General features: G+C 37.2%; 20 protein-coding genes, 2 pseudogenes and 1 riboswitch. Of the genes and pseudogenes, 17 read left to right on the forward strand and 5 right to left on the reverse strand.

The window, feature by feature from the left end; genetic code table 11:
• Window positions 1-108 (reverse strand): annotated as a pseudogene (locus H1P_RS38300) (IS701 family transposase); the annotation flags it as partial.
• A gap of 197 nt (window positions 109-305) precedes the next feature.
• On the opposite strand from H1P_RS38300, the gene H1P_RS15700 reads away from it, so the two are divergent.
• Window positions 306-2117 (forward strand): serine/threonine protein kinase, encoded by a 1812-nt coding sequence (locus tag H1P_RS15700; RefSeq protein WP_144868854.1) that lies wholly within the window; start codon window positions 306-308, stop codon window positions 2115-2117.
• Window positions 2118-2122: 5 nt separating this feature from the next.
• On the opposite strand, the gene H1P_RS15705 is transcribed toward H1P_RS15700, so the two are convergent.
• Window positions 2123-2710 carry a TetR/AcrR family transcriptional regulator gene (locus H1P_RS15705; RefSeq protein ID WP_144868857.1) on the reverse strand — a complete coding sequence of 196 codons (588 nt, stop codon included), beginning with the start codon at window positions 2708-2710 and terminating at the stop codon, window positions 2123-2125.
• Window positions 2711-2985: 275 nt separating this feature from the next.
• Between H1P_RS15705 and H1P_RS15710 the strand changes: the two genes are divergently transcribed.
• Window positions 2986-4056 carry an acetamidase/formamidase family protein gene (locus H1P_RS15710; protein WP_222427073.1) on the forward strand — a complete coding sequence of 357 codons (1071 nt, stop codon included), beginning with the start codon at window positions 2986-2988 and terminating at the stop codon, window positions 4054-4056.
• Window positions 4057-4615: 559 nt separating this feature from the next.
• Here H1P_RS15710 and H1P_RS15715 read toward each other — a convergent pair.
• Window positions 4616-6319, reverse strand: coding sequence for a hypothetical protein (locus tag H1P_RS15715; protein WP_144868863.1), 1704 nt, complete (start codon window positions 6317-6319; stop codon window positions 4616-4618).
• A 169-nt stretch (window positions 6320-6488) separates the two neighbouring features.
• Window positions 6489-7268, reverse strand: a complete 780-nt coding sequence (locus tag H1P_RS15720) for a response regulator transcription factor (protein WP_144868866.1) — start codon at window positions 7266-7268, stop codon at window positions 6489-6491.
• Window positions 7269-7398: 130 nt separating this feature from the next.
• On the opposite strand from H1P_RS15720, the gene H1P_RS15725 reads away from it, so the two are divergent.
• The 5 genes from H1P_RS15725 (at window position 7399) to cynS (ending at window position 12888) form a co-directional block, all read left to right on the forward strand.
• On the forward strand, window positions 7399-8589 hold the full coding sequence (locus H1P_RS15725; protein ID WP_144868871.1) for a PAS domain-containing sensor histidine kinase: 1191 nt from the start codon (window positions 7399-7401) through the stop codon (window positions 8587-8589).
• Window positions 8590-8906: 317 nt separating this feature from the next.
• A complete protein-coding gene (locus tag H1P_RS15730; protein WP_144868874.1) occupies window positions 8907-10556 on the forward strand; it encodes an ABC transporter substrate-binding protein in 1650 nt (549 codons plus the stop codon).
• A 59-nt stretch (window positions 10557-10615) separates the two neighbouring features.
• Window positions 10616-11443, forward strand: coding sequence for a nitrate ABC transporter permease (gene ntrB, locus H1P_RS15735; RefSeq protein WP_144868877.1), 828 nt, complete (start codon window positions 10616-10618; stop codon window positions 11441-11443).
• A 5-nt stretch (window positions 11444-11448) separates the two neighbouring features.
• A complete protein-coding gene (locus tag H1P_RS15740) occupies window positions 11449-12333 on the forward strand; it encodes an ABC transporter ATP-binding protein (RefSeq protein ID WP_144868880.1) in 885 nt (294 codons plus the stop codon).
• Window positions 12334-12444: 111 nt separating this feature from the next.
• Window positions 12445-12888 (forward strand): cyanase, encoded by a 444-nt coding sequence (cynS, locus tag H1P_RS15745; RefSeq protein WP_144868883.1) that lies wholly within the window; start codon window positions 12445-12447, stop codon window positions 12886-12888.
• A gap of 85 nt (window positions 12889-12973) precedes the next feature.
• On the opposite strand, the gene H1P_RS15750 is transcribed toward cynS, so the two are convergent.
• Complete coding sequence (locus H1P_RS15750) at window positions 12974-15850, reverse strand: Calx-beta domain-containing protein (RefSeq protein WP_144868886.1); 2877 nt, start codon at window positions 15848-15850, stop codon at window positions 12974-12976.
• Window positions 15851-16123: 273 nt separating this feature from the next.
• Between H1P_RS15750 and H1P_RS15755 the strand changes: the two genes are divergently transcribed.
• From H1P_RS15755 to H1P_RS15800, 10 genes and pseudogenes are all read left to right on the forward strand, one after another.
• Entirely contained in the window at window positions 16124-16978 is an 855-nt protein-coding gene (locus H1P_RS15755) for a M48 family metallopeptidase (protein WP_144868889.1), read from the forward strand.
• Between the two features lie 36 nt (window positions 16979-17014).
• Window positions 17015-17689 carry a bifunctional 4-hydroxy-2-oxoglutarate aldolase/2-dehydro-3-deoxy-phosphogluconate aldolase gene (locus tag H1P_RS15760; protein WP_144868892.1) on the forward strand — a complete coding sequence of 225 codons (675 nt, stop codon included), beginning with the start codon at window positions 17015-17017 and terminating at the stop codon, window positions 17687-17689.
• Window positions 17690-17718: 29 nt separating this feature from the next.
• Window positions 17719-17867, forward strand: a riboswitch (cobalamin riboswitch).
• A gap of 147 nt (window positions 17868-18014) precedes the next feature.
• Window positions 18015-18728: an energy-coupling factor ABC transporter permease gene (locus H1P_RS15765; protein ID WP_144868914.1), complete on the forward strand. Its 714-nt coding sequence runs from the start codon at window positions 18015-18017 to the stop codon at window positions 18726-18728.
• Window positions 18729-18734: 6 nt separating this feature from the next.
• Complete coding sequence (locus tag H1P_RS15770; protein ID WP_144868895.1) at window positions 18735-19022, forward strand: energy-coupling factor ABC transporter substrate-binding protein; 288 nt, start codon at window positions 18735-18737, stop codon at window positions 19020-19022.
• Between the two features lie 5 nt (window positions 19023-19027).
• Window positions 19028-19816 (forward strand): cobalt ECF transporter T component CbiQ, encoded by a 789-nt coding sequence (cbiQ, locus tag H1P_RS15775; RefSeq protein WP_144868898.1) that lies wholly within the window; start codon window positions 19028-19030, stop codon window positions 19814-19816.
• A gap of 164 nt (window positions 19817-19980) precedes the next feature.
• A complete protein-coding gene (locus H1P_RS15780; RefSeq protein ID WP_144868902.1) occupies window positions 19981-20805 on the forward strand; it encodes an energy-coupling factor ABC transporter ATP-binding protein in 825 nt (274 codons plus the stop codon).
• A gap of 504 nt (window positions 20806-21309) precedes the next feature.
• Window positions 21310-21543 (forward strand): annotated as a pseudogene (locus H1P_RS39860) (IS1 family transposase); the annotation flags it as partial.
• 286 nt (window positions 21544-21829) lie between these two features.
• Window positions 21830-22612: a hypothetical protein gene (locus tag H1P_RS15790; protein WP_144868905.1), complete on the forward strand. Its 783-nt coding sequence runs from the start codon at window positions 21830-21832 to the stop codon at window positions 22610-22612.
• A 298-nt stretch (window positions 22613-22910) separates the two neighbouring features.
• Window positions 22911-23297 carry a response regulator gene (locus H1P_RS15795; protein ID WP_144868908.1) on the forward strand — a complete coding sequence of 129 codons (387 nt, stop codon included), beginning with the start codon at window positions 22911-22913 and terminating at the stop codon, window positions 23295-23297.
• 209 nt (window positions 23298-23506) lie between these two features.
• Window positions 23507-24043 (forward strand): glycosyltransferase family protein (locus H1P_RS15800; RefSeq protein WP_144868911.1); only part of this gene is annotated, 537 nt, incomplete at its 3' end.

The following is a 24043-nucleotide window of genomic DNA, read 5'->3' on the forward strand; positions in this document are numbered from 1 at the left end:
TATTTCTGACAATCTATTACATCCCATTTGTTTGGGTTCTGACAATAAAAACAATGTGTAGTGTTCGAGATTGCATTGTGCGGTGGAAGGTTTGCTGATTTTCCTGATTGTTCGATACCTGTTTTTTTGATGTCTTCTACTTAAGAGTGCATTGTCTCATTATTCTGTCAATGCGTAAGTCCTATAATCTTGTTTTCCGATCTACTTGTCTAGATTGCGATCGCTATGTTGAAATCGCTTACTCGACTGCTGTTTGATGCTACAAAAAAGAATATATGAATCAAAATTAATTTCTCTTGATTGAAATGGATAGTTTGCCAGACTTTTCTCAATTTGGTTATCGAATAGTAAATACTTTAGGCAAAAATCATTTTGGCGGTCGTACTACATATTTAGCGACAGAAGTAAATAGTAATAATAATGTAGTTATTAAACAGTTTCAGTTTGCTTCCTCTAATTCTGATTGGCTGGGTTATAAAGCCTATCAACGAGAGATAAGTATCTTAGAACAATTAGAACATTCTGGTATTCCTCAGTATTTAGCTTCTTTTGAAACTATAGATGGTTTTTGCATGGTTCAAGAGTATAAAAAAGCTCCATCTTTAGCTATTTCTCGCAATTACGAGCCAGAAGAAATCAAAGGTATTGCGATCGCAATTTTAGAAATTTTAATCTATCTACAAAATCGCCTTCCTACTGTTATTCATCGCGACCTTAAACCTGAAAATATTTTAGTTGACGAACAAGGAAAGGTTTATTTAGTTGATTTTGGTTTTGCTCGTCTGGGGAGTGAAAATTTAGCGATGAGTAGCGTAACTTTAGGTACATTAGGCTTTATGCCACCAGAACAACTTTACAATCGTCAATTGACTCCCGCTACAGATTTATATAGCCTCGGAATGACCTTAATTTGTTTATTAACGAGAATCAAATCGAGTGAAATAGATACTTTAATTGACGAAGATAATAACATTAGTTTTCAGTATTTGTTACTTCAATTAAGTCAGCGTTGGCTCAACTGGTTGCAAACTTTAGTTCAACGCAATCCCAATCATCGTTATAAAAATGCAGTACAAGCTCTTGAACAATTAAAACCAATCTATATCTTTAAACAACCAGAAACAAAACTAAGCACATCCCATTTAGAATTTACTGCTAATACCTACGGAGAAAAACTAACTAAAACGATTACTGTTACTAACTTTATTGCCGAAACAATTTTAGAAGGCGATTGGCAAGTTGCATCACACCCTAGCGATCCACCTCATACACCAGATAGTCATGCCTGGATTACTTTCAGCGAATCAAAATTTGTCAGTAATAAGGTTGAGTTAAAGATAACAGTCGATAGCAGTCAATTATTAGCAGATAGTAACTATCAGCGCGAAATCTTACTCCAAACAAATTCTTATCCTGAAACTCAAGTTATAAATATTAACGTTCAAACTGCAAAGATCGTAACTGCTAAAATTCCCTATTTAAAATTATTTGTTTCAATCCTTTTAACATCAATATCTTACTTTTTATTTTTGTTTTTATTGGGCGAAAATAACGATTTTACTGTTGTTTTTCTTCTGCTAGGGTTATTAATTGGTAGTATTTTTATGCTATTGACAGGTAATAAACGTGGTATGAGCTGGAAAAAAATTTTATGGGGTGGTATTCGAGGTTTTCTTTTAACGGGAGGATTAGTGACAGGCTTAATATATGGACAAAAATATATGAACCAAAACACAACTTTATCTATGGTTATCGCTGGAGTTCTTGGAGCAACTATACCAATCTTAACTTTGAACACGATCGCTCGAACGAGACTAGATTTGCAAAAAGAGAAATTAAATAACTTTAGTATTTATAGTATCTTGTCAATTGTTATATTTTTGGGCTGTAGTATTAGCGAGTATCTCAATAGCTACGGTGATTCACGTTATAGTTTTATAAGGAGCTTTCTGGCTCGAAGTTTTACAAGAGGCTTTAACGATGTTAGCGACATTCTTTTGTGGAAAATTGGAATAGCAAGCTCCGCTTTATTAGCTTTAGTTTCTCATCATAGTTTTAAGTCTTTCATTATCTCGAAAAAATATCGTCAATCAAAACCAAAATTAATTAAACCATAGTTATTCTAACTATCTGAATGCTTAGAGCTTAAATAAGCAGAAAGCATTTTAGCTAGCAAATCCATTTGTTGCTGGATATCTAATGATTCTGGATCGAAGGCTCGTTGAAAAATTAAACCATCGATAAAACAAGAGATATGATTAGCAATCGCCAGATCGTATATACCGAGAAACTCCATGGTTTCTTCTTGATAGCGTTTGTAGGAGCGTTTGACTGCTTCAACAAGCTGTTGTTGTTCTAAATCTAGCTGTTGAAAGAAATTCATATATAGTAAAGTTTGCTTGTAAAAGTAGTCTTCATTTTTAAAGATAAATTGACCGAGAGCTAATATTTTTTCTTCCATCGTGTCTAAACTTTGATTTTCCATTAGATCGGTTGCATGAAGAATATCTTGCTCGGTTATTTCTTCGATTAGTTGTACAAATAAATCTTCTTTACTAGAAAAGTAGTGATACAGTGTTCCTGTAGACACACCAATTTCTTTAGCTATCTGTCGCATAGTCAGCGAGCCATAACCTCTTTGGGCAAACAAATCGAAACATTTTGTCAGGATTTCTTGACGATAGCGATCGTGGTCAACAATTTTAGGCATAAATTAACCTATATTTAACTGTACTTTTATTATATCTAACATTCGTTATAAATTAATATCAGCAAAAAAATCGATACCTTACCCAGCAAGGTATTTTCCTCCAATTGATGACACATCTTAGTATTTTGTAACTTAAATTACAAAAGTAATCTAGTTTTTATTACAGACTTAGCCTAAGTTTTGGTCTTGATAAAGCAAAAATTTTGATGAAAAGCGCAAAATTCTCTTTTTTTTCCCGATACTCGTTACTAATAATCGTTTTATTTAGTTTAACTTTGACAGCAGGTATCTCATCTGCACACTTAAAATCAACAGAAGATGCAACCCCCACAAATCATTTAGTTAAATCCACGCCAGAAAATGTCATTTGGGGAGAATTGTTTACATCTGAGAACCAGCCAATTTTGCAAATAAAATCTGGAGATGTTGTGACTATTGAAACAGTATCCCATGAAGGCATTTTACCCGACCAAGGAGATACAGTAGCATTTTTCACAGAAGCAGGAATTGACGAGGCTGATATTCTACCAGATCAGTTAGCAGTCAAAGAACAAATCGAAAGAACCGCACCTGGCCCTCATGTAATTACTGGCCCAATTTATATAGAAGATGCTGAACCAGGGGATGTTTTAGAAATCCAAACCATGAGTATTGATTACCGAGTTCCTTATGGAGTAATTTCTAACCGTCATAGCAAAGGAGCATTACCAGGAGAATATCCTCTCAACGATGCAGATATTTATACAAAAGTAATTCCCCTCGACACCGAAAGAGACATCGGCATTTTTCGTCCCTCCAATGAAAGACCAAATATCGATCTTCCTCTCAAGCCATTTATGGGCATTATGGGAGTCGCACCTGCCGATCCAGAAGAAGCTGTCAACTCAGTTCCACCAGGTAATTATGGCGGTAACATAGACATCAAACATTTGACTGCAAGTACGAGTTTATATCTACCAGTACAAGTCCCTGGAGCATTATTTTACACTGGCGACCCTCACTGCGCTCAAGGAAACGGAGAAGTTGCCCTCACAGCCATTGAATGTTCACTCACTCCTACTTTTAAATTAATCGTCCACAAAAATAAGCAACTAGAATCGCCAATGGCAGAAACGCCTGAAGCTTGGCTAGCAATTGGACTCGATGAAGATTTGGATGAAGCGATGAAAAAAGCCGTACGCGAATCTCTGCAAATTATGGAAGATGAATATGGTTTAACCAAACAAGATGCCTTATTGTTTGGCAGTGCTGCTATTGACTATGAAGTTTCCCAGGTTGTAGATATCGTTAAAGGCATTCACGGAGTTATACCCAAAGATATATTGCAACCTCTGGAACAAGAATAAAAAGCGTTCTTTACCAATGTATAATTGACAATTGAAAATTGATAATTATCAATTATGTTGGGTTTAAATGCCTCTCCTTTTAAGAGGACACGTCGTCTGAGGTTTCCGTCATAGCTCGTGATGTCCGTGGAGAAGAAAGAAAAAAAATATTTCCGCGCTTATCAATCCTTATGCCAATCACGGATTCCCTACGGTCACGCGACGGCGAAGCCGAGTACGACGGCGAAGCTAGTCCTTTAGGGCTTCATTTATGGAGAGGTAATTATCAATTGTCCATTATGAATTATCAATTATTGAATTTACTGAATAAGAAAGAAAAGATATTTTGCCAATTATAGAGATAGCTTTGTTGATGAGGGTATTGGTATTGCCTTTTCTGCACTAATTTAATTATTAGCCATCAATTAATCAGTACAGAATGGATTGTGCTTCATCCCGATCGATATTATTGGTAAATGTGAATTTTTGGCACAAAATTATTTTGTGCTTTATTTATTCAGGAAATGCTATACACTAACAATATCCTTGGCAGGGAGTCACAAAGATTAATGGTATTGCCTTAGCTTTGTGGCTTTTGTATTTTGAGCAAACATTGAGTTTCAATAACTGTAAATTTGTTGGTAGAAAAAGCCTGACAAGTATCTTGATAAGCTTTGACGATCGGAATTTGATTGTTTTCTAAATTAGAGATCGCTTGTTCGTGTTCTAGTTTATACTGTTTAAACCAACGGTTTTTAATAACATATTCAGAAGTAAAACTTTCTTCTTCGATTAACCAATAGCTAATATTATATTTGCGAATAATTTGTTGAACTTTTTGCAAGTTGTTACTATATTGTGCTGTAATTAAATCTCTTATTTTTCTTCTAAAAGGTTTGTAATATCCCAGTTGATAAGGAATAGCATATTCACGACTGACCAGAGTAGAACGTTTCGTAAAAGTAGGTAAATTATCTGCTTCTTTTACTAGAGAAGCAATCATAATATCCTTGGGTTGCTGTTGAAAAAAATGATATAACTCAGGATAACTACCAATTTTATAACCAGTAGGAGAAAAAGGATCGAAGAAGCTAGAATAAGTTAGTAAAGCGATCGCAAATATAACTAAACTAGAGAATACTTTACTTTGTCTAGTATTAAATTTCTTTTTAAAACTTTTAAATAAATAGTCTAAAACAACTGTAATAGTAATACCTGCACTAATAGTAACTACAATTCTTAAACTATGGGTTGTATAACGAGATGGTAAATGTAAACGAAATAAAACTATATGCGCTAAAATATACATCCCTAAAGATGCTATTAATAGTTTAACTAAATTATCTAAATTAGCATTAATTTTTTTTGCTAAAGTAAACTTATGAGATTTTTTAATTACTAAAGGTAAAAATAAACTAGATATTAAAATAATCGGGCTGAATACCGCAGTAGAAATCATTACCCCGTTACCTCTACCAACCAAATATTCAAAAATACTACCCTTGAAAAAATTAGATCGTCCTCCATAATGAAATTCAGGCATAAGGATCGCTTCAGCGCGAGTAATTATAGGGGCATAATCACTGGTTTTAATAGCATAAGGAAGCATTACGAGAAAGGCAACAGTTAATCCAATTAAAGAGAAATATCTGTATTCTTGATTCGGACTTAAAGTAGGAATTAATCCTTGCCATTTAATTAACCTCATTACCAACATTCCTGAAGCTAAAAAAACAGTTTGTGGATAAAACCAACTTAATAACACAATCGTAATTAGACAAGGAATTAGAGACTGTTTGGTAAAATAATAAAGAAATGCGATCAAAAAAGGATATAAAAAAGCTCTTGGTGTTCCAGAAACAATATCATCTTTGAGCCAGATATTATGATTGAGTAATAATGTAGAGATAGCACAACCAATCGGCACAGGAAAAATTTCTCGACAAAGCAGAAAAAAATAATAAGTAATAACTAATCGTAGACCAACGGGAACTAACTTATTAAAAACTAAAGGATCGATGCCAAAACTGGCTGCTACTTTATACAAAGAAGTATAGCCAAAAGGCGCAACTGATTGAAAATAATCAGCAATTAAATCATTAGGAAATAATTCTGGATCGAGATAACGCATCATCCAAAAGACGTGCTGTCGCGCATCATCTTGGACTATCCAATCACCCTGAAAAGCTGTTTGTAAATCCAGTAAACCATAGACTATAGGAGCTACTAAGGTAATAATGAAACACAATTGCCAAGAGCGATCGCAATTTTTCTTAATAGTCATTAGTTATCAATAAACAGTTATCAATAAACAGTTATCAGTAAACCGCGATCCCGTCAATAACTAGCAACTAAATCACTGTACAGACACAACAGTTAGATAAATTGAAGAGAGTTTCAGTATAGTTGTACATTTTCTTTAATATATGAATTGAGAGTCGCCTTAAACTAACCTAAGCAGCCTCTACTATTTCTGGACTATTCCTCCATTGGTTAGGTGTAGTTCCATGTAAACGTTTAAACTGACGAATAAAATACCCTGTATCTACATAACCAGTTTTTTCAGCAATCTCTGTAATTGATTGCTCAGTGTTGAGTAGTAGTTCGCGAGCTTCATTCATACGTCGCTCAATAATCCATTGTTTGACTGTGCGTTCGGTCTTCTGACGAATCAGATTAGTTAAATATGCTGGAGAATAACCGACAGCTTGGGCTACGTCTTTAAGTTCCAGAGGTTTGTAATAATTTTCCTCAATAAATTTAAATACTCGCTCGACTTTGCTACATTTAGGCAAGTCGATACTTTCAAAGAAAGATTCAGAATTAGATGTATTAGTGGGTGAAACGTACCATTTTTTCAATTCTTCTTTTCTTTTTAGTCTAGTTGTAATTGCAGTCAAAAAGCGATCTACGTTGCAAGGTTTGGTTAAATAATCTTCAGCACCCAAATCCATGCCTAATCTCAAATCCAACATGGATACTTTCGCAGTTAAAAAAATAATGGGAATTGCTAGAGTTGAAGAATGTTTTCTTAAAGCAGAGAGAACTTCATAACCATCCATTTCTGGCATCATAATGTCACAAACAATCAAATCTGGATGACACTCTTGAGCTAGTTTTAATCCTGACTTACCATTATCAGCTTCGATCGCTTTAAATCCTTCAAATTTGAGGCAATTAAGTAAAACTTTTCTGGTTTGTGCTTCATCTTCTATGACTAAGATTGTTTTCATACCAAGTTGCATTGTTTCCCACACAAGTTAAACCTGCTATTTCTAATAAATACTTGAATAGAAGATGTAGTAGTAGCAAAATATACAATTAGTTCCATAGATAAACTATAAAAAATTTTGATGAGAGACTATGCAACCACCATCTAATCGGCAAAGTGATATTGAATTAGCCAACTTGCGTCGCCAACATCAACTGATTCTTAATTCTGTAGTAGAAGGAATATATGGTTTAGATTTACAGGGTAATGTCACATTTGTTAATCCTGCTGCTGCGTCAATAATCGGCTGGGAAATGAAGGCTTTAATTGGCAAATCGATGCACGCTGTTTTACATCATTCCCATTCTGATGGTACTCACTATCCTCGTGAGAAATGTCCTATATATGCTGCTTTTCAAGACGGAACTGTGCGTAAAGTGGATGATGAAGTATTTTGGCGCAAAGATGGTACTAGCTTCCCCGTAGAATACATCAGCACGCCAATGCACGACGAAACAGGTCAGTTAGTAGGCTCTGTGGTTACGTTTCGTGATATTAGCCAACGTAAACTTAACGAGTCTATCTTACAAAGGGCTAATGAAGAATTAGAGCAAAGAGTTCAAGAACGAACATCTGAATTAATTAAAGCTAATGAACAACTGAAAGAATTAAATCAAGCTCGTTCTCGATTTGTTTCAATGGTATGTCATGAATTTCGTAATCCTTTGAATAATATTGCTTTTTCAGTATCTTCTTTAAAACGCTACGAACGTCAACTATCTAACTTACAAAAAATTGAATATTTATCTGATGTTGAAATTAATATAGAACGTATGACTCAAATGACTGATGATTTGCTAGTCATCGGCAAGATAGAAACCGAAAAAATCGAAATAGAACCAAAGAACCTAGATTTAGTTAAATTTTGCCAAGAATTAGTAGCTGAATTTCAAGAAACTCATCTCAATCACCAGATTCAATTTCACAGCGATCGCCAACAATTAGAAATTGAAATAGATTATCGATTGTTAAGGTCGATTTTAATCAATATTCTGGCTAATTCAGTCAGATATTCGCAAAAAGATCGGTTAATTCAATTTAATCTGTCATTAAGTAGCGACTACATTATTTTATCAATTGAAGATCGGGGAATGGGAATTTCGCCTCAAGATCTACATAATATTTTTGAGCCTTTTTATCGTGGTAAAAACGTCAGCAATATTCCAGGTACGGGTTTAGGTCTTAATATAGTCAAACGATTTAGCAATCTTTTAGGGAGCAAAATAGATATTATTAGTCAAGTTAATCAAGGCACTAAAGTTAACATCCAAATTCCGCATTAAACAGGGATATTTTGTTTCAAAGTACTGTTCTTATTATTAAGGTCTGCTATCAATAGTTAGAACGATCTAAAAAAAGTCCTATTTTTGCCATAACTAATCCAATGTCAAACTTTCAAACTGACTGATAAAATAAGACAAAGTTTGACGTTGTCAGCGATGTAAAGTATCTATTAATTAATTGCATATCAATTAAAAAGTAAGATAAAAATTTTACTGATAATACATATTTATCTGGAAATTTAATTTAACTTACTGAACTATTGACCAAGAAAACTTGAGTTACAAAATACCAAGTTTATAAATATATATATGGAAATATGACAATGCTATCAAAAACTGATGAACTCAATCAGTGGAGTAATCTCGACCATAAACAACAAATTATCAGCAAGTTTAACTCATCGTGTAGTGTCTGTGGAGGTTTCCACATGAGCAGCGATCACTGGAAATTTATGGCGGAAGATATGCCAAAAGAACCAGTGGAAATGATCGACGATCTAATCAAAATGGGGGTTTATAAACCAAACACCTTGAAAGTGGCTCAGACGGTAAATGCAGCAGATATCCGTAAAACATTACTATTAAGAGCAGCAGGAAAAGGAAATCCCCAGCGAGAAAGACTAGTGTTGGAGCTAGCAAAACAAGCTGGTGGGATAGAAAATGCTTTTGCAGCTGCTTTTGGAGCTAACGCGGGTGAATTTTTTGGCGATGTGGTTCATAATAGTGAGTTCAGTCGTCGTCGCTTTCTGAAGAATTTAGCTGTGGGTGCTGCTTTAGTCTCCTTAACAAATTGCGCTCCTAATCAGCAGAGTCAAGAATCAGTTACGGATACTGCTAATGCTCCAGTAATAGTAGATAACTTAGAGAAGAAAGATCTCAGAATCGGCTTTATCCCCATTACTTGCGCCACGCCGATTATCATGTCAGAACCGTTAGGCTTTTACAAAAAATATGGTTTTAATGCTCAAGTAGTCAAAATGCCTAGTTGGGGTGCTGTTCGCGATTCGGCGATCGCAGGAGAACTAGATGCTTATCATATGCTCGCGCCAATGCCCATCGCTATGACTTTAGGCTTAGGTTCAGCTTCTTTTGGAGTTAAGCTAGCCAGTATTGAAAACATTAACGGACAGGCAATTACCGTTGCCAATAAATACAAGGGAAAAATTAATGGCCCTGCCGATTTTAAAGGTTTTAATATAGGCGTACCTTTTCCTTATTCGATGCACAATTTGTTGCTCCGTTACTATCTAGCTACAGGAGGTATTGACCCCGATCGAGATGTCAAAATCCGTGCAGTACCACCACCAGATAGTATTGCTCAGTTAATAGCAGGAGATATTGACGCTTATCTAATGCCCGATCCTTTTAATCAACGGGCAGTATACGAAGAAGCTGGCTTTATTCACAAATTAACCAAGGAATTATGGCCAGGACATCCCTGCTGTGCTTTTGCTGCTAGTGATAATTGGATTGACCAAAATCCTAATACCTTTCGAGCATTAAATAAAGCCATTATCGAAGCTGCTGGCTATGCCAGAAATCCTGCCAATAGAGTCGAAATTGCCAAAGCCATCTCTGAAAGGGCTTTTCTCAATCAACCCGTAGAAGTAGTAGAAGCAGTACTAACAGGTAATTTTGATGATGGTCTAGGTAACTCCAGAAGCGTCCCCGACCGTATTGACTTTGACCCCTATCCTTGGCAGAGTTTTGCTAACTGGATTTCTTCTCAACTGGTGCGATGGGATTTACAGGGAGATAGCAAAGTCAAAACTGCGATCGCTGCTGACAAGTACGAAGAAGTCGGCAAAGAAATATTCATGACCGATTTAGCTAGAGAATTAGCGGTCGAATTAGGACAAACTGCACCAGACGATATTTATCGTACCGAAACTTTAGAGTTTGATACGTTCGATCCCGCCAATCCTCAAAAATATGTAGACGAACAAATCAAAAAATATGGAGTTTAGATCGATAGTTAGTAAAGGATTTACTGATTATTTGAAACAATCAATCAACACCAATCACAATGACCGCACTAAGAGCAAAATCAAGAGGAAATAGCCCAGAAAATAGTTGGCTTGATAACGAAAATGTCCAAGCCTTACTTCTATTCTTACTTTCGTTAGGAATATTTCTCCTATTTTGGGAAGTGGGAGCAAGAATGAAACTTTTTGCAAAGGGAGTACCGACTGCTTCTTTGACTATCAAAGAATTATGGTATTGGATTACCCATCCTTTTTACAACAATGGCCCTAACGACTTAGGAATAGGTTGGAATCTACTAGTTAGTTTGAGAAGGGTTGCCATCGGCTATACCTTAGCATCCATCATTGCAGTGCCTTTAGGTATTTTAGTAGGTATTTCTAAAGTTGCTTTCAAAGCTTTTAATCCCTATTTTCAACTTTTAAAACCAGTATCTCCACTGGCTTGGCTACCTTTAGGACTGTACTTATTTCGCGACTCAGAGTTGACAGGAATTTTTATTATTACCATTGCCAGTATTTGGCCCACTCTAACTAATACAGCCTTTGGGGTGGCTGGTGTAAATTCAGATTATCTAGATGTGTCTAAAACCCTTGGTGCATCGCGACGAAGGACGATATTCAAAATAATTATTCCTGCTGCTTTACCTAATATTATTTCTGGTTTGCGAATCAGTATGGGTATCTCCTGGTTAGTAATTGTTGCAGCAGAGATGCTTTTGGGAACTGGTTTGGGCTATTTTATCTGGAATGAATGGAACAACCTTTATATTCCGAATATTTTAGTTGCCATTTTTATTATTGGCATTGTTGGTATCCTCCTCGATCAAATCTTTGCTTATTTAGAAAAACTAGTATCTTTTGGAAAATAATCCTCATGAATACCTATTTATCATCTAATAATCTTGCTGTGACTAAGGACAATGCTCTCAATACTCAAATTTCTTTGCGTCATGTATCTAAGGTTTTTCCTGGTAGAAGTGGTTGGTTTAATAAAATCACAGGACAGACAAGTTCTGACTTTATAGCGATCGCAGATATCAATCTTGATATCGAACACAATACTTTTGTCTCGATTATTGGGCCTTCAGGTTGTGGTAAGTCCACATTACTAAATATTATTGCTGGTTTGAGTGAGGCGACAAATGGCAACGTAATGATTAATGGGCAGATAGTCAATAAGCCTGGGCCAGATCGTGGAATGGTATTTCAAAGTTACGCTTTGATGCCTTGGATGACAGTAGAAGAAAACATTATGTTTGCCGTAGAAACTGTTTACCCAAATGTATCTGTGACACAGCAGAAGCGCGTAGTCAAAGAAAAGATTCAATTAGTAGGTTTAACAGGTGCAGAAAAAAAGCGTCCTCATGAATTATCAGGAGGAATGCGCCAGAGAGTAGGAATTGCTAGAGCTTTGGCAATAAATCCTGAAATTTTACTAATGGATGAACCATTTGGGGCATTAGATGCCCTAACTCGTGGTTTTCTTCAAGAAGAAATCGAACGTATTTGGGAGCAACAGCGAAAAACCGCAATTATGATTACCCATAGTATTGAAGAAGCCTTACTATTATCAGATCGCATCATCATGATGACCAAAGGCCCCGCAGCAGGAATTGATGAAATATTAGAAGTGCCTTTTCCTCGCCCTCGCGATCGCACTACTGTGGAAAACCATCCTGCCTATTTGAAATTGAAACAGGAAATGGAAGACCATTTATATCGTGAAACCCGTGCCGTAGAAGAAGCCCGTATTAAGTAGAAAATGTAGGTAAGTGGCAGGAAATAGGGATGGGGAGGTGGGGAAAATCGAAAAGAAATCTACTAACTACTAACCTACCAAAGATTAACATTAAGCAAGAGGAAATAAATTATGCCTATCTCAGAAATTACCGAAAAGCTATTAGCAGCAAAAAAAGACAAAGGAATCACCTTTGAAGAATTAGAAAAAACCATTGGCAGAGATGAAACTTGGATTGCATCAGTAATCTATCGTCAAGCCAGTGCAGACATGGATGAAGCAACCAAATTGGTAACAGCTTTGGGTTTACCAGAATCAACAGCAGAAGAATTAACTATTCCTCCTTTAAAAGGTTCATTAGAACCTCAAATTCCTACCGATCCTTTGATCTATCGTTTCTACGAAATAATGCAGGTATATGGAATGCCTATTAAAGCTGTAGTTCATGAAAAATTTGGTGATGGCATTATGAGTGCAATTGACTTTTCTGTAGAGGTCGAAAAAGTACCCGACCCCAAGGGCGATCGTGTTCAGATAATTATGTGTGGTAAGTTCTTGCCTTACAAAAAATGGTAAATATTGTTATTTAACAACCTTGGTTAGGGCAATTGATTAACTGCCTTAACCTTTATTGATGTAAATGTCGTCCTTGTAAACTCTATTAAATACCTACTTTAAAAGCAGCACCTTCTTCGATAAAGTTGGGAAAATTGTTTCTAATACTTTCAGCTTCATTGGGTCCTGCAAAGAGATAAGTACCAGGTCGCTCCTCATTTTGGAAACGAATAAATTCTGTGCCTTGCTCAGATCCTACACCATAAACATAAAAGGCTAAACCTTCTTCGTTAAAGCTATCAGAGAAATTGGCGTTAATACTTTGCCGTTCGGCTTCCCCTGCAAAGATATAAGTACCAGGAGTAAGGGTGCTTTGGAAGCGATAGAGAGGAATTAAATCATCACCTGGTTCGTCAGCGACTTTAAAAGCTAATCCTTCTTCTTCAAAGTTGCTGAAATTGTCTCGGATACCTTCGCTTTCGGCTTCACCTGCAAAGATATAAGTACCTGGGATGTCACTATTTTGAAAGCGGTTGATGGTGCTTGTTAAGGGTGTAGATTCTACGGTTACCAATTCCGACCCTTCTTCAATGAGAGCATTATCACTGGGACTATTTAGTTGCACAAAAAAGTTTTCATTCTCTGCCGAATTAGGATCGCTGGAAAGCTCAACCGAAATAGCTTTTTCAGTTTCTCCTGGTTCAAAAGTAGCTGTCCCCGTGAAAGCTTCAGAGGTGGCGTTATTTTGAGTAATATTGTAATCAACGGTGATACGTTCGGAAAAAGATTCATTGAGAGCAATGCTAAAGTTAACTATCTGCTCTCCCCCATCCCCTTCACCTATAGTGGCATCAGAAATTTTAACTTTTCTGCGATCGTCATTAGTAATTGTTCCTGTAGCACGCTCATCAATAATCACCGCATTATCACTGGGATTAATTAGTTGTAGCCCAAAGGTTTCATTTGTTTCAATCTCCAGATCGCCTGAGACAAGAATCGAGATGGTTTGTTCGGTTTCTCCTGGGGCGAAAGTAACTGTACCTTCCGTATCGATATAGTCTCCTGGGGTTGCAGTATCTTCAAAGACATCATAATCAACGGTAATATCTTCAATGTAAGATTCGTTCAGAGAGATGGTAAATTCTATTGCAGTTTCGCCTTCATCACCTTCATCAACGCTAGCATCAGCAATGGTTATTTCTCTAGGTAAGTCGTCGTTGGTAATTGTTCCGATACCACTTTCATCAACAATAACGCCATTCTCATTAGGATTACTCAGTTGTAGCGCAAAGGTTTCATCTGCTTCAATCTCCAGATCGCCTGAGACAAGAACTGAGATAGTTTGTTCGGTTTCTCCTGGGGCGAAAGTAACTGTACCTTCGGTATCGATGTAGTCTCCTGGGGTTGCAGTATCTTCAAAGACATCATAATCAACGGTAATATCTTCAATGTAAGATTCGTTCAGAGAGATGGTAAATTCTATTGCAGTTTCGCCTTCATCACCTTCATCAACGCTAGCATCAGCAATGGTTATTTCTCTAGGTAAGTCGTCGTTGGTAATTGTTCCGATACCCCGACTATCGCTAAGAATGGCATTACCATTTAAGCCACTAAGTTCGAGAAAAAACTTTTCGTGGTTTTCAATTAGTTCATCTCCCAAAATAGGAATATTAATGGTTTTGGTAGTTTCGCCAACGCTAAAAACGAGAGTTCCTTCGGTAGTTGTGTAGTCTGAACTTGCTGTAGCAGTATCATCGACAGTTTCATAGTTGACGCTAACTTCTTCGGCAGTGGCTTCCCCTAAAGAGTCCAGCAAAGTAACGGTAAATGCTGCATTAGTTGTTCCATCATCTCCTTCTACGAGAGTAGTATCGTCAATAGACATAAAGACACCATACTCATAAGCACCAATATCTACTGTGTCATTAAAGATACGGGGGTTGGTAATAATATCGGTTGTTTCATCGACTACATTGTTATTCCCTGCATCTACACCAGGAGAGTTTCTTCGCAAACGCAGATCGTTATTTTCAGTATCGAAGAATAAGGGGTCAGCATCAATAATATTTGTCCCCGATCCATCGTAACCACCTTCTACTATGCTGTTATTAACAATATTTGTTCCCCTTCCTCCTGAGACGATTTGATTATTACTGTCACTTCCTGAATTGTTGGAGAAAATGCTATTTTCAATAGTTAGAGTACCCGAACCTTGGGATGAATTAAAGCTATAAATTATTGCACTACCTTCATTCGCCTGATTGTTGTAGAAAGTGCTGTTAAGAATTTCTGCTACGTTGAATGTACCATCTCTTAAGGCAATTGCCCCTCCTGATTGACTTTCATTCTCGATAAATAAGCCATTCTCAACGCTAAGAGAGTCCCCAAATACATAAATCGCTCCACCTCGATCGTTAGCAAAATTATTACTAAAAGTTACATTGATAAGATTGGGACTACCACCACCAGCATAATAAAATCCACCTCCATCATCAGTGGCTAAATTATTACTAACAATCAGATTTTTTAAGGTTGCATTAGAATCACGAAAACTATATATTCCACCACCATCATTTTTCCCACTACTACCTCCTCCGTCAGCATTACCGTCTGAAATAGTAAAGCCATCTAAAATAGTTGTATTCGTAGTATTACTTATACCCACAACATGATAACTATTATCTGTTTGAACATTTTCTGAGCCGATATTTCCGCTTAGAATAGTTGAGTGATTAATCCAGTTTCTTTGTTCTCGATTTGTTTCTCCTCCTGCAAATCCCCCATAAATTTCGACTCCACTGGGAATAACAAAAGAACTATTTCTATCTCCATCATTTGTGGGTTTGTAAGTACCGTCTGCTACCCAAATTTCATCGTTGGCGGTGGCTACGGCTAAAGCATCTTGTAAGTCAGAATAGGCATTAATCCAAGAACTACCATCATTGTCACCAGTTGCATTTTGATTAACGTAAAAAATTGCCATTTATCTTGACCTCGAACTTTCTGATTTTTTAAAACTATTTATTAAGTGTTCCCAATAAAAGTAACTGATTTATCAAAAAGGCTCTCCCCAGAAAACAGCACTTCCATCTTCTTGAGGTTCTTACACAAATATTGTCTAGTCAGCTTTCTCTCTTTTCCTGAACTCAATACCTAGACAGTTACGATGACTTTCTAGTACGCAACAATTAAAGATTAACTTTCGTCAAGGTAAAGTAGCGATATTCTGTTAATATAGAGAATAATTTTTTCCACTATGCTCAGACGATTTTCTTTATTTAATTTATTTCATCCTCGGAGACGTTGGTTATACGGACTATTTTCTTTAGTATTAGGTTTTGCGATCGCTATTAGCAGTGTGACAATAGTAAGAGCAGCATCCTGGATTGAATTGCTCATTCAAGGAGCGCAAATTATTCAACTTTCTAGTATTTCTGACAAACAGGAAGTAGAGTTAGGTTCACAAATCAACCAAGAATTGATTGACTCTGGTCAAGCTAAGATATATCGCAATCAGGCAATTACTAATTATGTTAATCGTATCGGACAAGAACTAGCTAAAAAAAGCGAACGCCCTGATATTACCTATACTTTTCAAGTGGTAGATAATAAAGCGGTTAATGCTTTTGCTACCATGGGAGGCTATGTTTATATTCATACTGGCTTAATGCAAAAGGCGGAAAATGAAGCAGAATTAGCCAGTGTAATTGGTCATGAAATCGGTCATATTGTCGGTCGTCATTCTGTCGAACAAATGAAACAAAGAGCGATCTCTCAAGGAATACTTTCTGCTGCTGGTTTGGATCGTACTCAAGCAGTACAACTCGGTGTTGAGTTAGCGGTTAACCGTCGTAATAGTCGTCAAGATGAATTGGAAGCGGATCGCTTTGGTTTAGACAATCTTACAAAAGCTGATTATGCACCTTCGGCAATGGTAAGTTTTATGAAAAAACTTTTGGAGGGTGGTAATTCTGTTCCCACTTTTCTGAGTACTCATCCCGCCACATCGGAACGGATTAAATTACTAGAGGCTAATATTTCCGAGCAATCTGCTAATGCAGGGAAAGGTTTAGATCGACAAGCTTATCAAAATCAAATTAGTGCGTTGTAATTAGGTAATAGTTAACTAATAACTGGTCACTAGAATATGATTAGCGATCGCATATTGAAGAAACAACAAACTATATTCGATTCTTGGTTATCTATTTTGCGCCAAGAAAAAGCAATCGCTGTGATTCGCTCTCCTCGGTTCGATCTTGGTTTAGCTATGGCTGAGGCGGTAGCTAAAGGTGGTATCAGACTAATAGAAATTACTTGGAATAGTGAGCAACCTCAAGAATTAATCGCCGAATTAAGAGTAAGATTCCCCCATTGTTTGATTGGTGCAGGAACGGTTTTAAACTCAACACAATTGCAAAATGCGATCGCTTGTGGCGCACAGTTTATTTTTTCTCCCCACTTCAATCGCGATCTCGTAGAAATATCGATACATCGTAATCAAATACCCTATGTACCAGGAGTCCTAACCCCCACAGAAATCGTCACAGCTTATTCTACAGGAGCAAGCGCGCTCAAAGTATTTCCTATTAGCACAATGGGAGGAGCAAGTTATCTGAAAAGCCTCCAAGCACCTTTAGGGGATATTCCTTTGATCCCTACAGGAGGAGTCACCATAGATAATGCTGCGGAAATGATTACAGCAGGAGCGATCGCTGTTGGCTTATCGGGTAGCTTGTTTCCTGCTTCTTTAGTTACAACAGGTAATTGGCAACAAATAAGCGATCGCTCTCAACAATTATTAAGTAAGCTTAATCAAATCTAATTGATTCGCTAAATTACCATTATGATACGTTTAAGTAAAAATTCGGTTCTAATGAAGAGCAGTCATTAGAAGTAATGGGGAAAGTTTGGTGTAAGTCCAACACTGTCCCGCAACTGTGATGAGGTTAGTAGATAGCAAATCTCTTAGTCAGAATGCCCGCCGATAAAAGTAAAAACGGAATATTTCCCGTTTATTCATAAATATATCTGCGAGGTACAGATGCAATTTAATTGGCAACAAAATTTATTTAGTACTCTTGTATCCTCTCAAGTATTTGTTAGGAGTACGATAATTGAAAAAAAGTAAAATATTACACCTGGTAACTATGGCAGGGTTGAGTGTTTATTTGGTTGTTGGTGCAGCAACATCCGCTCAAGCTATGCACATTGCCGAAGGATTTTTGCCCGTACAATGGGCTGCATTTTGGTGGATTTTGGCATTGCCGTTTTTTCTGTTTGGCTTGCGATCTCTATCACGGATTACCAAAGAACATCCAGAAATCAAACTTTTACTCGCACTGGTTGGATCGTTTACCTTTGTCTTATCTGCCTTAAAAATACCATCAGTGACAGGTAGTGCCTCTCACCCTACAGGAACTGGATTAGGAGCAATTCTTTTTGGTGCTTCAGTAATGGCTGTTTTGGGTTCATTGGTACTGCTGTTTCAAGCTCTGTTGCTAGCACACGGCGGTTTGACAACATTGGGAGCAAATATGTTTTCTATGGCGATCGCAGGGCCTTTGATCGCTTATGGAGTTTATCATCTGTTGTTAAAAACGGGTAATCAAAAGCTGGCAATATTTATCGCATCGGCGTTAGCAAACTTGCTAACTTATATCATCACTTCGATTCAATTGGCACTAGCTTTTCCCGCAGCATCGGGGGGAGTTTTGGCAGCATTTCTTAAATTTGCGGGAATTTTTGCCCTTACTCAAGTGCCACTGGCAATTATTGAGGGATTACTTACCGTATTGGTGTGGAACTGGCTACAGGAATACAACCAAAAAGAATTAGCAACCTTAAACTTAATTAAAAATTAGATCGGGATGAATAAACCTTCATTGACGCGCCAGAATTGGTATCTTGCGATCGCAGTTGTCACCTTAACAGTAATACCTTTAATTTTTGTGCGCGGGGAATATGGTGGCGCAGACGGTCAAGCAGAAGAGGTAATTTCAGAAGTTAATCCCAGCTATGAACCGTGGTTTGAACCTTTATTGGAACCTCCCAGTGGTGAAATTGAAAGCCTCTTATTTTCTTCCCAAGCAGCAATCGGAGCAGGAGTAATTGGTTATGCCATTGGTTTGTATAAAGGGCGAAATCAAAATAAATAGCTGATATGCACTTATGGCTTGATAACCTGTCTTACAATAATCGCTTGCGACAGTTACCCCCAGAACACAAGTTAGGATTCGCTTTAGTGGGATTAACAATCGCCCTAATTTCCCATCCACCCGTACAAATAGCGATCGCTTTATGGATGAGTGTTTGGATTGTTGGTTATGCTCGAATTCCTTTCAATATCTATGGGGGAATGCTGAGTTTAGCGATCGGATTTTGGGTAACTAGCATCCCTGCATTGTTAATTTCTGGCGTAGCTGTCTCAGCCCGTGCATCGATTCAAGCAGATGCTTTGTCTGGCTTAACCATTGGCTCTTATTATCTCTATCTGAGCTATCAAGGTTTTGTCCAAGCAGGTTTAATTTTTGCTCGTACCCTTGCCACAGTTTCTTGTCTTTATTTTGTCTTGTTCACGACTCCCTTTACAGAACTGCTACAAGTATTGCGTCGGATTGGCTGTCCTGTAGTATTAACAGAACTGTTACTTTTGATGTATCGATTTATTTTTCTTCTGTTATCCACAGCCAGGGAACTCTGGATTGCTCAACAATCTCGCAATGGCTACCGTACTCGCCAGCGATGGATTTATAGTCTGAGTCTACTGATAAGGCAATTATTTCAAAAAACAATGAAACATTATCAACAATTCGTTCTTTCCACCGCAGCAAGAGGTTTTAATGGGCAGTTTAGAGTTTGGTCATCCCAAAGCTATCAAGCTTCTCAACGATATACTCTAGAAGCGAGTCTTGGTTGTCTTGTGTTGGTAATCGGGAATTTTCTATTTTGAAGAATTGAAAATAAGGTGTTGGTGAATCAAGGTATGATTTTTTAATTTTCATATTGTACTCTTCTTAAAAGAGCTTAGAGCTTAGAGCTTAGAGCTTAGAGCTTAAAGCTACGAACAGAAACATTTTGTACGTCATAAATCAAGTTACCAACGCCGAAAATAATATGTCCCAGTGGCTAGTAGAATTTCAAGATGTTTACTATACCTATCCAGGTACAAATCAACCTGCGATCGCCAATTTAACATTACGTATTCCCCAAGGGAAACGCTGTGCTGTTATCGGTCAAAATGGTTGTGGTAAAACGACCCTATTTTTGTTAGCTAATGGGTTGTATAAACCTCAGCAAGGCGGCATTTGCTATGGAGGAAAGCGAATAAACTACAATCGCAACTCCCTGATAGAATTAAGACAACAAGTGGGACTTGTCTTTCAAAATCCCGAACAACAATTGATTGCATCCACTGTTGAAGAAGATATTTCCTATGGATTGTGCAATCTCGGACTTTCAGGAAAAGCGATCTCTAAAAGAGTTCCACAAGTGCTTGACCAATTTGAATTAACTTCTTTTGCCAAAAAACCCGTTCATCAGTTGAGCCTCGGTCAAAAAAAGCTTGTATCTCTTGCAGGTGTGATGGTTTTGCAACCAAGCTTACTATTACTAGACGAACCCACTGCTTATCTCGATCCTCTACATACTCGTCAGTTGGCGCAAACTTTAGCCACAATTCATACTGAAGGAACGACAATTCTCATGGCAACTCACGACTTAGAATGGGTCGATCGCTGGGCAGACTGGGTGTTTGTCTTAAATCGAGGCAAATTGTTGTTAGAAGGAACTCCCAAAGATGTGTTTACTCAAGGAGATCTGTTGAACAAAGTCAAGCTTAGTATACCGTTAAGATTTCAACTATCATCTCTACTCGATGAAGTAAATCAATCCACAACTATTGAGCAACTTAAAACTAAAATTCTACAGATATTAGATTAAAAATGAAGTCTCTAGAAAAAAACAAATAATTAGAGCTTGATTCCCTCCGAATCTGCCCTGACTTCCAAACTATCAAGGGTTAAATTCATGGCAGACAGCTTGGAAAGTTCTTATATGCGATCGGCCTTCGGCTGGCACTGCGCGATCGCTGGAAAGAGACAATGGCTGTTAAAGTCAGTATTCCCAAGTCCGCGACTGCGTGGGTTTCCAAGGGGTCGTCGCCTGGGGTTGCCCCAGACGGGGCTTTCAAGGGGGCGAATTCGATTCGCCCCACAGCCCCTCCGTTTATGAACCCCGTCGCGCTTCTTTCTGTCGGACGCTTGCACCCAAAACGACGGGCATAAACCCCCAAATGCGACGGGTATAAATACCCAATATGAACAATTGCCTTGTATGTAAATACCCATGAAATCGTGGCTCTTTCTATTGGCGATAGCGCAGCACCGCTCCGCAGACTAAGCAGTGCTGCCAAAGCCAGACCGCGACGAGAAAGCAGATCGAAAACTATGGAATTCTTTATCTCCAGTCTATCGTCAATGCGCGGTTGCTGACACTGATTTTTAGTCTGCCTATGGGACAGTGTTTCCTCGCCAACGGCATCGAGCAGTGGGGAAAGAGACTGGCAAAACCAGTTATATTAAACGATTTAACAACACACTTAGACAACGAGTATCTCGATTAGTGTGGAATACTTTGTCATTTTCTAAATCCCTAGAGAATCACATAGGTGCTATCTGATATTTCGTACATCACTATATGCGAAGCGGTATCCTTTAGGACAATTCATCATTACATCTTTAGCACTACAAAAAAGTCTTATATTCTTAAAATGTTAAGATGATTTTCAAATTAATCTAAATAAGCAAATCTCTTATTCACATCAAGAATATACAGAAACACCAATGAAATATAGCAGAAATGGTTTTCATTTATTTATAAAACATTATAATAAATGGGGGTCTGCATTTACCTCTATCGAAACTTCATATTAGTCAAAGTAGCTTATTTGGAATACATAGAAATTATGAGTATTAAGTCATATCTTTCACTAAGCGTAGCATCCGTTGCTGTGCTAGCTGGGGCGAATGCCGTACAAGCTGCTGCTCTTCAAGGTGCAGTAGGAATTAATCCTCCCAGTCCTACTCCAGGAGGAGATCCAACAGGCGTTATTTATACTGGAACTGGTCAAACTGTTGGCGATTTTACTGGGGATGCGAGTGATACTAGACCCCTAACCGATTTTGATTTCGCCCCTCCCAGTGGAGGAGGTGTTGGCTCTGTAGTTGAATTGAATGCCAATCCTGTAGATAGTAGAAACGACTTTGCGCCCTTTATCGGTCAAACTGGTTCGATTCGAGATGTAACAGCACTAGAGCTTTTAGATGTCGCCAGTGGAAATACTATCGAAAACTTTATCAATATTCCTGGTGCATTTTCTGTGACATTAACGGATGTTGAATTCCCAGTATATACATTTGATGGTGTTGGAACTACCGTTGCTATTGGTGCCAGGGGAAATTTCCTCAATTTATCTGATGGTTCTGGAGATGTTTCTGATGGTGTAGGTACTCTTAGTTTTGACTTTGCAGGTTTAACTATTGCTGAAACTCAAGCTCTATTTGATGAGCCTGATGAAATGCCCGACCAGTTTAATCCTGGTACTTGGTCTAGTAACTGGGTAGTAAGAGATGATGTTATTATTCCTCCCGATCCTAATATTCCTACTAGTGTTTCTGAAGCTTCCAACTTATTAGGTTTATTGATAATTGGTCTTGGTGGAGCAACCGCATTAACGTACAAAAAGTAATTTTGGCAAACAAGCCTTAGAGTAAATACTTGAGTAAACAGCTTTGCTGATTCACCTCTCTTCTGTCACTCTAGGCAGAGGAGAGGTAATTTAGATTAACAATTTACTTAAATCCCATAGTTTTTAATGCCAATTCAATCTCAATTTTTTTGCTGAAAAGAAATAAATTCCCTAGTTATTCTCGATCGCAGTTTAACTTTTAAGGGGTTCGAGTAGCTATAATTTCTAAGCTATAATCTTTGATCGTGGCATTGGGAAGATTCACTTTGAGCGAATTAAGATAAGAAAATTTAATAACATGAGCAAAAATATTCTAATTATTGATGATGAAGAGGATGTCAGAAGCATCGCTCAAATGGGTTTAGAAATGGCAGCTAATTGGAATGTCATCACCGCATCTTCTGGAGAGGAAGGATTAAGGTTAGCTGAAACTGAGCAACCAGAGATCATTCTTTTAGATTTAATGATGCCCGATTGGGACGGCAAAGAAACGACAAAACAGTTAAAAAACAATCAAAAAACGGTAAATATTCCAGTAATTTTAATGACAGCTAAAACTCAATCGGTAATAGCACTAGAACTGACTGAGTTAAATTTAGCTGGTGTGATTACCAAACCTTTTCGCCCTCTACAGTTATCAGAGCAAATTTCTCAAATTCTTAGTGAAATTGAATTGAATAATTGATTGGATAGATATTATTATTGTATTAATATAGTATTGTATTTATTTAGATAAGAAAAATCTGCTTTAAAATAAATTGAAGCTGATAAAACAACCAGCATATGGGTTGAGAAACTTTAACAACTTTTAAGATAGAGTGTTATTGACTTGGTAGTTTAGTATACTTTTCTACGAAACAGCCAAAAAATCTTACTTATTTGGAGAACTAGCAAATGGTTCAAGTTGTTTTATCGGGTAACAGAAAAATGATGAAATTTAATTCATCTCGTGATTCTACTCATAAAATAAGTTCTGCTTTACCATTTACTATGAAGAATATCTGGTACCCTCTTGATGCTATAGATTTAGGAGCATATCTTAATTTTGATCGCGGTTATCATTTAATTCATTCATTTAATAGAATTCCTGTAACAAAAAAAATTTTTCTTGTTACTTTTGAAGGACACTTGCCTATGCTATGTTCTCGTGGTTCTATAGTTAAAAAAATCATGAGAGAACGACTATTATTAGACAATTGTTCAAAAATAATAGCTATGTCAAATTATGCAAAACAAGAATTTATTGAATATAATAAAGATTATATATATCTCAATAATTTACTTAACAAGCTGGAGGTAATTCATCCAAATATAGTAATTAAAACAAATGAGCCAAAAACTTATAGTAAAAATGAAAAGTTACACTTAGTTTTTATTGGTAATGCCTTTGCGAGAAAAGGAGGGATATCTGTGTTAAGACTAGCAAAAAAA

It is taken from the genome of Hyella patelloides LEGE 07179, from assembly GCF_900659865.1.
Taxonomy (GTDB): Bacteria; Cyanobacteriota; Cyanobacteriia; order Cyanobacteriales; family Xenococcaceae; genus Hyella; species Hyella patelloides.